At 60.5% G+C, this 9,875-nt stretch carries 10 protein-coding genes; 1 reads left to right on the top strand and 9 read right to left on the bottom strand.

The features are described 5' to 3' along the window. The 9 genes from tuf to Q390_RS0114805 all read right to left on the bottom strand — a co-directional run bounded on the left by tuf (window position 1) and on the right by Q390_RS0114805 (window position 8,747). Window positions 1-1,191 carry an elongation factor Tu gene (gene tuf, locus Q390_RS0114845; protein WP_027996407.1) on the bottom strand — a complete coding sequence of 397 codons (1,191 nt, stop codon included), beginning with the start codon at window positions 1,189-1,191 and terminating at the stop codon, window positions 1-3. Window positions 1,192-1,415: 224 nt separating this feature from the next. Further along, the gene (fusA, locus tag Q390_RS0114840) at window positions 1,416-3,518 is read right to left on the bottom strand and encodes an elongation factor G (protein ID WP_027996768.1); all 2,103 of its coding nucleotides are present in this window, start codon (window positions 3,516-3,518) and stop codon (window positions 1,416-1,418) included. A 150-nt stretch (window positions 3,519-3,668) separates the two neighbouring features. After that, window positions 3,669-4,142, bottom strand: a complete 474-nt coding sequence (gene rpsG, locus Q390_RS0114835; RefSeq protein ID WP_027996767.1) for a 30S ribosomal protein S7 — start codon at window positions 4,140-4,142, stop codon at window positions 3,669-3,671. 165 nt (window positions 4,143-4,307) lie between these two features. Continuing rightward, window positions 4,308-4,685 carry a 30S ribosomal protein S12 gene (rpsL, locus tag Q390_RS0114830; RefSeq protein WP_027996766.1) on the bottom strand — a complete coding sequence of 126 codons (378 nt, stop codon included), beginning with the start codon at window positions 4,683-4,685 and terminating at the stop codon, window positions 4,308-4,310. A 123-nt stretch (window positions 4,686-4,808) separates the two neighbouring features. After that, window positions 4,809-5,987 carry a D-alanyl-D-alanine carboxypeptidase family protein gene (locus Q390_RS0114825; protein ID WP_027996765.1) on the bottom strand — a complete coding sequence of 393 codons (1,179 nt, stop codon included), beginning with the start codon at window positions 5,985-5,987 and terminating at the stop codon, window positions 4,809-4,811. A gap of 86 nt (window positions 5,988-6,073) precedes the next feature. Then, complete coding sequence (locus Q390_RS0114820) at window positions 6,074-6,715, bottom strand: alpha/beta hydrolase (RefSeq protein ID WP_027996764.1); 642 nt, start codon at window positions 6,713-6,715, stop codon at window positions 6,074-6,076. A gap of 95 nt (window positions 6,716-6,810) precedes the next feature. Beyond that, entirely contained in the window at window positions 6,811-7,176 is a 366-nt protein-coding gene (locus tag Q390_RS0114815) for a (2Fe-2S) ferredoxin domain-containing protein (protein ID WP_027996763.1), read from the bottom strand. Next, complete coding sequence (locus Q390_RS0114810) at window positions 7,173-8,282, bottom strand: VanZ family protein (protein ID WP_027996762.1); 1,110 nt, start codon at window positions 8,280-8,282, stop codon at window positions 7,173-7,175. The genes Q390_RS0114815 and Q390_RS0114810 overlap by 4 nt, the downstream gene beginning before the upstream one ends. 36 nt (window positions 8,283-8,318) lie before the next feature. Further along, window positions 8,319-8,747, bottom strand: coding sequence for a CopD family protein (locus Q390_RS0114805; RefSeq protein WP_027996761.1), 429 nt, complete (start codon window positions 8,745-8,747; stop codon window positions 8,319-8,321). 56 nt (window positions 8,748-8,803) lie between these two features. Here Q390_RS0114805 and hemB point away from each other — a divergent pair, with 56 nt between their 5' ends. Next, window positions 8,804-9,811, top strand: coding sequence for a porphobilinogen synthase (hemB, locus tag Q390_RS0114800; protein ID WP_027996760.1), 1,008 nt, complete (start codon window positions 8,804-8,806; stop codon window positions 9,809-9,811). The last annotated feature ends 64 nt before the right edge of the window (window positions 9,812-9,875 follow it).

Genomic DNA, 9,875 nt, shown 5'->3' with positions numbered 1-9,875 from the left:
TTACGCGATGATTTTGGCAACCACACCGGCGCCGACAGTGCGGCCACCTTCGCGGATAGCAAAACGCAGGCCTTCTTCCATGGCGATGGGGTTGATCAGCTTGACAGTGATCGACACGTTATCGCCAGGCATGACCATTTCCTTGCCTTCAGGCAACTCGATCGCACCGGTCACGTCCGTTGTGCGGAAGTAGAACTGGGGACGGTAGTTGTTGAAGAAAGGCGTGTGGCGGCCGCCTTCGTCCTTGCTCAGCACATAGACTTCAGCGGTGAAGTGCGTGTGTGGCTTGATCGAACCGGGCTTGCACAGCACTTGGCCGCGCTCGACGTCTTCGCGCTTGGTACCGCGCAAGAGCAGGCCGACGTTGTCGCCCGCTTGACCTTGGTCCAGCAACTTGCGGAACATTTCCACACCGGTGCAGATGGTCTTGACGGTGTCTTTGATACCGACGATTTCGATTTCTTCACCGACCTTGATGATGCCGCGCTCAATACGGCCCGTCACCACGGTGCCGCGACCGGAGATGGAGAACACGTCTTCCACAGGCATCAGGAAAGCACCGTCGACCGCGCGGTCAGGCGTGGGGATGTAGGTGTCCAGTGCTTCAGCCAGCTTCATGATGGCTTCTTCGCCCATCGGGCCAGTGTCGCCTTCGAGGGCCAGCTTGGCGGAACCGCGAATGATCGGGGTGTCATCGCCTGGGAAATCATATTTGTCGAGGAGCTCGCGCACTTCCATTTCGACCAGTTCGAGCAACTCTTCGTCGTCCACCATGTCGCACTTGTTCAGGAACACGATGATGTAAGGCACGCCCACTTGGCGGGCCAACAAGATGTGTTCGCGCGTTTGTGGCATAGGGCCGTCAGCAGCCGAGCACACCAAGATAGCGCCGTCCATTTGCGCCGCGCCGGTGATCATGTTCTTCACATAGTCAGCGTGGCCGGGGCAATCGACGTGTGCGTAGTGGCGCGCACCTGTTTCGTACTCGACGTGCGAGGTGTTGATCGTGATACCGCGCGCTTTTTCTTCAGGCGCGTTGTCGATCTGCGAGTAGTCCTTGGCTTCGCCGCCGAATTTCTTCGACAGCACCGTGGCAATCGCTGCCGTCAGCGTCGTCTTGCCATGGTCCACGTGGCCAATCGTGCCCACGTTGACGTGCGGCTTGTTACGCTCGAATTTTCCTTTTGCCATTTTTCAATTCTCCAAAGAGCAATGCCTGTGTTGTGGTTTAACGTCTGCATCCGATTGCTGATTCACCCTGCACAGGACAACGGGGCGGCACCGGATCGCAGACTGCAAAAAATTTGCTATTTATTTAGTAGCTCATAGCGCTTACTGAATAAGCGTTAAAAGCTAATTTGACCTAAATTTAATCAGAGGAGACAGAGCAGCCAAGCTGGCCTATCCCCAGGGACTTATTTAGCCCGTGATGCCATGATGGCTTCGGACACGTTGCGCGGGGCTTCGCTGTAATGCTTGAATTCCATCGAGTAGGTGGCACGGCCTTGCGTCGCGGAGCGCAGCGTAGTCGAGTAGCCAAACATTTCCGACAGTGGCACTTCGGCCTTGATGACTTTGCCGCCGCCAGGGATGTCTTCCATGCCTTGCACCAAGCCACGGCGTGAGGACAGATCGCCCATCACGTTGCCGGCGTAGTCTTCAGGCGTTTCGACTTCCACGGCCATCATCGGCTCCAGGATCACCGGGCTGGCCTTGCGGCAGCCTTCCTTGAAACCAAAGATGGCAGCCATCTTGAAGGCCAGCTCGTTCGAGTCCACATCGTGGTACGAACCGAAGTGCAGCGTGACCTTGACGTCCACCACCGGGTAGCCGGCCAGCACGCCTTGCGTGACAGCTTCGTTGATGCCCTTTTCCACTGCGGGGATGTATTCACGCGGAACCACACCACCCTTGATGGCGTCGATGAATTCAATGCCCTTGCCTGGCTCATTGGGTTCGATCTTGAGCACCACGTGGCCATATTGGCCCTTGCCGCCCGACTGGCGCACAAACTTGCCTTCAGCGTCTTCCACCGTCTTGCGGATGGTTTCACGGTAGGCCACCTGGGGCTTGCCGACATTGGCTTCCACGCCGAACTCGCGCTTCATGCGGTCCACGATGATTTCCAGATGCAACTCGCCCATGCCGGCGATCAGGGTCTGGCCCGACTCTTCGTCGGTCTTGACGCGGAAAGAAGGATCTTCTGCAGCCAGACGCTGCAGCGCAATACCCATTTTTTCTTGGTCAGCCTTGGTCTTGGGCTCAACGGCTTGCGTGATCACGGGCTCAGGGAACACCATGCGCTCAAGAATGATGGGCGAATTCAGGTCAGACAGGGTTTCACCGGTCGTCACGTCTTTCAAACCGACGCAGGCAGCGATATCGCCAGCGCGGATTTCGTCCACTTCGACGCGGTCGTTGGCCATCATCTGCACGATACGGCCAATACGCTCTTTCTTGCCCTTGATCGAGTTGAAGACGGTGTCGCCTTTGGTCAGCACCCCCGAATACACGCGCACGAAGGTCAGCTGACCGACGAACGGGTCGGTCATCAGCTTGAACGCCAGTGCCGAGAACTTCTCGCTGTCGTCGGCCTTGCGGGTGATGGGCTGCTCGTCCTCATCGGTGCCGGTCACATCAGGAATGTCTGTGGGTGCTGGCAGGTAGTCGATGACGGCGTCCAACATGCGCTGCACGCCCTTGTTCTTGAAGGCTGTGCCGCACAGCATCGGGTGGATTTCTGTCGCGATCGTGCGCGTACGCAGACCGAACTTGATCTCGTCTTCGGAGAGGTCGCCCTCTTCGAGGTATTTGTTCATCAGCTCTTCAGAGGCTTCGGCCGCAGCTTCCACCATCTTTTCACGCCATTCCTTGGCCGTTTCCACGAGGTCCGCCGGGATCTCTTGGTAATCGAACTTCATGCCCTGAGACGCTTCGTCCCAGATGATGGCCTTCATCTTCAGCAGATCGACCACGCCCTGGAACTTGTCTTCGGCGCCGATTGGGATCACCACGGGCACGGGATTGGCCTTCAGACGCAACTTCATCTGCTCGACGACCTTGAAGAAGTTGGCACCGGTACGGTCCATCTTGTTCACGAAGGCCAGACGGGGGACCTTGTATTTGTTGGCTTGGCGCCACACGGTTTCGGACTGCGGCTGCACGCCGCCCACGGCACAGTAGACCATGCAAGCGCCGTCTAGGACGCGCATCGAGCGCTCAACTTCAATGGTGAAGTCCACGTGACCGGGGGTGTCGATGATGTTGAAGCGGTGCTCAGGGTAGGACAGGTCCATGCCCTTCCAGAAGCAAGTCACGGCGGCCGAGGTAATCGTGATACCGCGCTCTTGCTCTTGCTCCATCCAGTCGGTGGTGGCGGCGCCGTCGTGCACTTCACCCAGCTTGTGGGTTACGCCCGTATAGAAAAGAATACGTTCAGTAGTCGTGGTTTTGCCGGCGTCAATGTGTGCCGAGATACCGATATTGCGGTAGCGCTCAATGGGGGTCTTGCGAGCCATGTGAATCCTTGATGGGTCGTTTTTACAGGGGGGTCAGGCCACACATGGTTGCATCGCAGCCCGATAATTCTGTGGCCGCCTCAACCAGAACAAGGCCGCAGGCAAAGATGCCAGCAGCCTTGTGTGTTGACCGAGACTTAGGCCAATTGCTTAGAAGCGGAAGTGGCTGAAAGCCTTGTTGGCCTCGGCCATGCGGTGCACTTCATCACGCTTCTTCATAGCGCCGCCACGGCCTTCGGTGGCCTCGAGCAGCTCATTGGCCAGGCGCTGGGCCATGGATTTTTCGCCGCGCTTGCGTGCAGCTTCCTTGAGCCAGCGCATCGACAGGGCGAGGCGACGGACAGGACGCACTTCGACGGGCACTTGGTAGTTGGCACCGCCAACGCGGCGCGACTTGACTTCGACCATGGGCTTGACGTTGTTGATAGCAACCACGAAAGCTTCCAGCGGGTCTTTGTCCGGGTGCTTTTTCTCGATCAGTTCGAGCGCGCCATAAATGATGCGCTCAGCGACTGCTTTTTTGCCGCCTTCCATGATCACGTTCATGAATTTGGACAGCTCTACGTTACCGAACTTTGGATCCGGCAGAATTTCACGTTTGGGGACTTCGCGACGACGTGGCATTGTTTCACCTCATATTGCTTCAGTTGGTATCTTTTCAGACACCGCGAGAGTTATCAAAAACCCCCACTTACTCGACCCACACGAAACATTCGCGCTTGGGGTCACTTCGTTTGATATCGCCAGCCAGGCGCATCAAACACCGATTGTTTTTGGCAGCGCCAGGGCTTATTTGGCCTTGGGCTTCTTGGCGCCGTACTTGGAGCGCGACTGCTTGCGGTCTTTCACGCCTTGCAGGTCGAGCGCACCGCGCACGATGTGGTAACGCACACCGGGCAAATCCTTGACACGACCGCCGCGCACCAGCACAACGCTGTGCTCTTGCAGGTTGTGGCCTTCGCCGCCGATGTAGGAGATGACCTCAAAACCGTTGGTCAGGCGCACTTTGGCGACTTTACGCAGAGCGGAGTTAGGCTTTTTAGGCGTCGTGGTGTACACACGGGTACACACGCCGCGGCGCTGTGGCGAGTTTTCCATCGCCGGGCTTTTAGAGTTGGTCTTCTCGACCTCACGCCCGTGTCGCACGAGCTGGTTAATGGTTGGCATGAATAGTGTCGTCCCTAAACGTAAAAAACGAAAACGTGAACTCCTCGGAAATTCCGAAAAGCCCTCTAATTTATCAGAAGAGGCGCTGACTGACAAGAAAAATTGCGCCGACGGTGCAGTGAATTACTTGATCCACAAACGCATTGCATCCCAGGCACGGCCCATGACGCCCGCCTGCTCGACACCGTCCAGCGCGATCAGTGGTACGTCACGCAATGGCTCTGCATCCAGCGACACCTTCAGGGCACCGATGGCCTGGCCTTTGCCAAACGGCGCCACCAGCGGGTCCTGGTGCGAGATGTGGGTAGTGATCTTGCCGGCGCTGCCTGCAGGCACCGCTACCACGATGGCTTCGATGCGTCCCATCTTGACAGTGTTGCTTGTGCCCTTCCAGACGGCTGGGGTGGCTACCGGCTGACCCGCATCGAACAGTTTCACGGCCTCAAAGGCGGTGTAACCCCAATTGAGCAATTTCTGGCTTTCATTGGCGCGCGCGTTTTCACTCGAGGCCCCGAGCACGATAGAGAGCAGGCGCCGCGTGCCGACCTGCGGAAACTCGCGCTTGGCTGTGGACACTAGGCAGTAGCCGGCGGCGGCCGTATGGCCGGTCTTCAGACCATCGACAGTGGGGTCGCGAAACAGCAGCGAATTGCGGTTGTTGCCGTTCGACGCGGGCGTACCGGGGTAGCTGTACTGCTTGGTGGCGTAGTAGTGCATGTACTGCGGAAAGTCCTGCATCAGCCGGGTGGCCAGAATGCTCAGGTCACGCGCCGTGGTCAAGTGGCCGGGTTCGGTCAGGCCTTCGGGATTTTTATAGCTGGTGCCCGTCATGCCCAGGGCCTTAGCCTGGTCGTTCATCAGTTTGACAAACTGCTCGGCGGTCCCGCCCACCCCCTCGGCCAGGGCCATGGTGGCGTCGTTGCCGGACTGCACGATCATGCCTTTGATCAGGTCATCCACCGGCACCTGCATCTTCGGGTCGATGAACATGCGCGAGCCTGGCATTTTCCAGGCGCGCACGCTGACGGGGAATTTCTGCTGTAGGTCGATTTTTTTGGTGCGCAGGGCATCAAACACCAGGTAACCGGTCATCAGCTTGGTCAGCGAGGCCTGCTCTACCGGGGAATCAATATCCTTGGCGGCCAAAACCTGGTTAGCGGTCACGTCCACCAACATGTAGGTGCGGGCGGCAATTTCAGGCGGCTGGGGGGCCTGAATGGCCTGGGCATGGGCCAGCAAAGTGGCCGAGGACACCCCGACAGCCAGGGCAAAAGAACGGAGCACGGACAGGATTCGTTTCATGGGGGTAGAAAAACAGTCAAAAAAGGAAGCAGGAAAATCTGCTCGGCCACCGACGAAAGGCGGCCGCAGCATGGGCGATAGGGCAATCAGACGCCGGAGTGCAGGTGGCGCACCACCAGATTTTTCAGCAGCGGCAATTGTCCGTGAAAGAAATGGCCACCACCGGGCAAGACTGTGACAGGCAGTACCTGCGGCCGCGCCCAGTCCATCACGGAGGCCAGCGGCACGGTATCGTCCTGCTCGCCGTGCACCACCAGGGTGCGCAGGTGCGCCTCGGGCGGCACGGGAGCCACGGCGAAGCGGCTGGCCGCCGTGCCGACCAGCACGGCGTGCGCAATGCTGCGCTGCGACCACAGCGTGGCCAGCGCATGGCTGGTGACAAAGGCACCAAACGAAAAACCGGCCAGCACCAGCGGCCCCTCGGGCGCCACTTGTTCGACCACTGATAAGAAGTCCTGCAATTCGCCGCGCCCCTCGTCGTGTACGCCATCACTGGCACCGACGCCGCGAAAATTAAAGCGCACCGCCGTCCAGCCGCACTGCACCACAGCGCGCGCCAGGGTTTGCACCACCTTGTTGTCCAGCGTGCCGCCAAACAACGGATGCGGGTGGGCAATGACGGCCACGCCGCGCGGTGCGCTGCCGGGTGCCACGGCAGCGGCGTCGCGCACGGCCTCGATGGCACCGGCGGTGCCGAGCAGGCGCAGGCGTTCAGTGTGTACATTCATGGTGAAACTATTAATTTTGTAGCTACAAGCGCTTGCTGCACTTGGGCTGGAGGCTTAAAAGAGCCGAAAAAATGGCCTACCGGGTAGAGCGCCGGTCAGCGTCCAAGTTCCGGTGGAATCAGCAAACGCTCGACCACCTGGCCATTTTTCAGGTGCGATTCGACGATTTCCTCGATATCGGCGTTGTCCACATAGCTGTACCAGACGCCATCGGGATAGACCACCGCCACCGGGCCAGCGGCGCAGCGGTCCAGGCAACCCGCCTTGTTCACGCGCACCTTGCCCGGGCCAGCCAGGCCGGCTTGCTTGACCTGTTTTTTGCAGTGGTCAAACGCCGCCTGCGCGGCATGCTGGGCACAGCAGTTTTCGCCGTTGGCGCGTTCGTTGGTGCAAAAGAAGATGTGGCGCGCGAAGTATCCGGGCGCCGGTGCTGTGGTGGTAGGGGGGGTGGCTTCAGTCATGGCACCATTTTAGGAACGTGCTCACGGCGCGAAGCGCGCAGCAACACATAGACCAGGGTGGCATAAGGCCAGAGCCAGCCCAGCCATTGGCCAATGCCAAAGAAACGGATGAACCGTCCCTGCTCCCAGGCCTGCAGGGTTTGTGCCAAATACGCGTTGGTGGGCGCGTCGTTGAGCAGACTCAAGTGTACCGCCAGCACCAGCAGCAACAGCACAGCGCAAGCGCGCCGGGGCAGCGCCAGACCCAGTGCAGCCAGCACCAGCGTCACCCACAGGCCGGCGCGCACCGGCATGCTGAGCCACTCCCAGGCGTGTGCCGGCCCATAACTGAGCGCGGCAGACAAGGCGGTAGCGGCGATACCCACCACCACCACCGCCAGCGCAAAAACAACGCGCCGCCCGGCATGGCGGATCACGCTATACGCCAGCAGGCACGGTCCCCACAGCCCCAGTGCTACGGACAGCAGCTCGCCCGCCGGCGAGAGTGTCGAGAGGGCCGCCTCGCGCACCGGCAACCAAGGCAGGAACGGCGTGCCGTCGAGGAGCTCCAGCAGCGCCGCTTCCAAGCGCTCCAGCCCCTGGCCCAGACCAAACGGCTCGGCGACAGGAAACAACAGGGCCCATGGCCACAGCGCCAGCAGCACCAGCGCGCCACGCGCATCGGGCACAAACCAGCGGTTACGCACTTGGCTCCAGCGGTCGATGGCACCCAGACGTTCCAGCAGCGCCGCCAGCAGCGCGCCGCACAGGGCGCCAGCGGCGTTCAGCACCAGATCGAGATTGGAAGGCACGCGCTGGGGCAGGTAAATCTGCAAATACTCCATGCACAGCGACAGCAGGGCGCCCGCCAGCGCCGCCACCAGCACCGCGCTGCGCGGCCAGCCGGTGCGCAGCAGCGCCAGCGCCAGCAAAAACCCGAGCGGCGCATAACCCAGCACATTGATGGTGACGTCAAAGCCGGTCCAGTACGGCGGCGGAATGCGCGCCCACAGGAACACGTCCGGCGAAATGCCTTGCGCACGCCAGCCCTCGAAGGGAAACAGGCTGGCAAAAACGATCAGCGCCGCGTACACCAGTGCCAAAGGCCAAGCCGAGGTTTTGTGCATGGCAACGCGGGGCAGTGCAGGCCGACTCAGCGCCGGTCAGAACGGCTTGACAACCACCAGCACCACGATGGCCAGCAGCAGCAGCACCGGCACCTCGTTGAACCAGCGAAACCAGACATGGCTGCGCTGGCTGGTACCGGCGGTCAATTTGCGCAGCATCACGCTGCAGGCATGGTGGTAGCCGAGCGCCAACAACACCAGCGCCAGCTTGGCGTGCATCCAGGCATTGCCCGGCCCCCAGCCAATGCCGTAGCCAGCCCACAACCAGAGGCCTAGCGCCACCGCTGGCACGGCCAGCAACGTGGTAAAGCGCATCAGCTTGCGCGCCATCAGCAGCAGGCGGTCCCGCTCAGCCACCGAGCCGGGCGCCACCATCGCCAGATTGACGAAGATGCGCGGCAAATAAAAAAGGCCAGCAAACCAGCTGGCAATGAAGACAATATGAAAAGATTTGACCCACAACATCGCGCCAGTTTAGTGGGCTGGGCTGGCGCTGCGCCGAATGGGGCACAATTTTCACCATGCATCTCTCCAGCCCACCCCCCTTTCCAAGCAACCGTCCACGCCGTCTGCGCCGCGACACCTTCACCCGCAACCTGGTGCGCGAGCACGCGGTGACGCCACACGATCTGATTTATCCGGTGTTTGTGCACGAGGGCCAGAACCTGCGCCAAGCCGTGTCGTCGATGCCCGGGGTCGATCGATTGAGCCTGGATCTGCTGCTACCGGTGGCCGAAGAATGCGTGCGTCTGGGCATTCCGGTGATGGCGCTATTTCCGTCGATTGATCCGGCGCTCAAATCCCCCGATGGCAAGGAAGCCCTCAATCCCGACGGCCTGATTCCGCGCGTGGTGCGGGCGCTGAAAGCGCAATTCCCCGAGCTGGGCATCATGACCGACGTGGCGCTCGACCCCTATACCAGCCACGGCCAGGACGGCTTGCTGGACGAAACCGGCTACATCCTCAATGACGACACGGTCAAGGTGCTGACCGGCCAGGCCGTCACCCATGCCGTCGCCGGCGTGGATATCGTGGCGCCCAGCGACATGATGGACGGGCGCATTGGCGCCATCCGCACCGCGTTAGAACAGCATGGCTACATCCACACCCGCATCATGGCCTACAGCGCCAAGTACGCCAGCGCCTTCTACGGCCCATTCCGTGACGCCGTCGGCACGCGCGGCGCGCTCGGCAAGGCCGACAAGAACTGCTACCAGATGGACCCCGGCAACACCGATGAAGCGCTGCGCGAGGTGGCGCTGGACATCGCCGAAGGCGCCGACATGGTGATGGTCAAACCCGGTATGCCGTACCTGGACGTGGTGCGCCGCGTCAAAGACGAATTCAAGGTGCCGACCTTTGCCTACCAAGTGTCCGGGGAATACGCCATGCTCAAGGCCGCCGCGCAAAACGGCTGGCTCGACCACGACGCCGTGATGCTGGAAAGTCTGCTGGCTTTCAAGCGCGCCGGCGCCGACGGCGTGCTGACGTATTTCGCGCTGGAAGCGGCCCGACTACTGCGAAAATAGTAGCTGATAGCGCTTACCAGGCAAGGGGTTGAGGCTATTTTTCCCCTTATTTTTAAGCCTGGAC

It is taken from the genome of Simplicispira psychrophila DSM 11588 (genome assembly GCF_000688255.1).
GTDB lineage: Bacteria > Pseudomonadota > Gammaproteobacteria > Burkholderiales > Burkholderiaceae_C > Simplicispira > Simplicispira psychrophila.
The sequence above is the reverse complement of the archived record's forward strand: the minus strand, read 5'-3'. Positions and strand labels throughout refer to the sequence as shown.

Excerpts from the sequence above, each read along its gene's own strand:
- tuf (WP_027996407.1), bottom strand. The coding sequence starts at position 1,191 with ATGGCAAAAGGAAAATTCGAGCGTAACAAGCCGCACGTCAACGTGGGC.
- fusA (WP_027996768.1), bottom strand. The coding sequence starts at position 3,518 with ATGGCTCGCAAGACCCCCATTGAGCGCTACCGCAATATCGGTATCTCG.
- rpsG (WP_027996767.1), bottom strand. The coding sequence starts at position 4,142 with ATGCCACGTCGTCGCGAAGTCCCCAAACGTGAAATTCTGCCGGATCCA.
- rpsL (WP_027996766.1), bottom strand. The coding sequence starts at position 4,685 with ATGCCAACCATTAACCAGCTCGTGCGACACGGGCGTGAGGTCGAGAAG.
- Q390_RS0114825 (WP_027996765.1), bottom strand. The coding sequence starts at position 5,987 with ATGAAACGAATCCTGTCCGTGCTCCGTTCTTTTGCCCTGGCTGTCGGG.
- Q390_RS0114820 (WP_027996764.1), bottom strand. The coding sequence starts at position 6,715 with ATGAATGTACACACTGAACGCCTGCGCCTGCTCGGCACCGCCGGTGCC.
- Q390_RS0114815 (WP_027996763.1), bottom strand. The coding sequence starts at position 7,176 with ATGACTGAAGCCACCCCCCCTACCACCACAGCACCGGCGCCCGGATAC.
- Q390_RS0114810 (WP_027996762.1), bottom strand. The coding sequence starts at position 8,282 with ATGCACAAAACCTCGGCTTGGCCTTTGGCACTGGTGTACGCGGCGCTG.
- Q390_RS0114805 (WP_027996761.1), bottom strand. The coding sequence starts at position 8,747 with ATGTTGTGGGTCAAATCTTTTCATATTGTCTTCATTGCCAGCTGGTTT.
- hemB (WP_027996760.1), top strand. The coding sequence starts at position 8,804 with ATGCATCTCTCCAGCCCACCCCCCTTTCCAAGCAACCGTCCACGCCGT.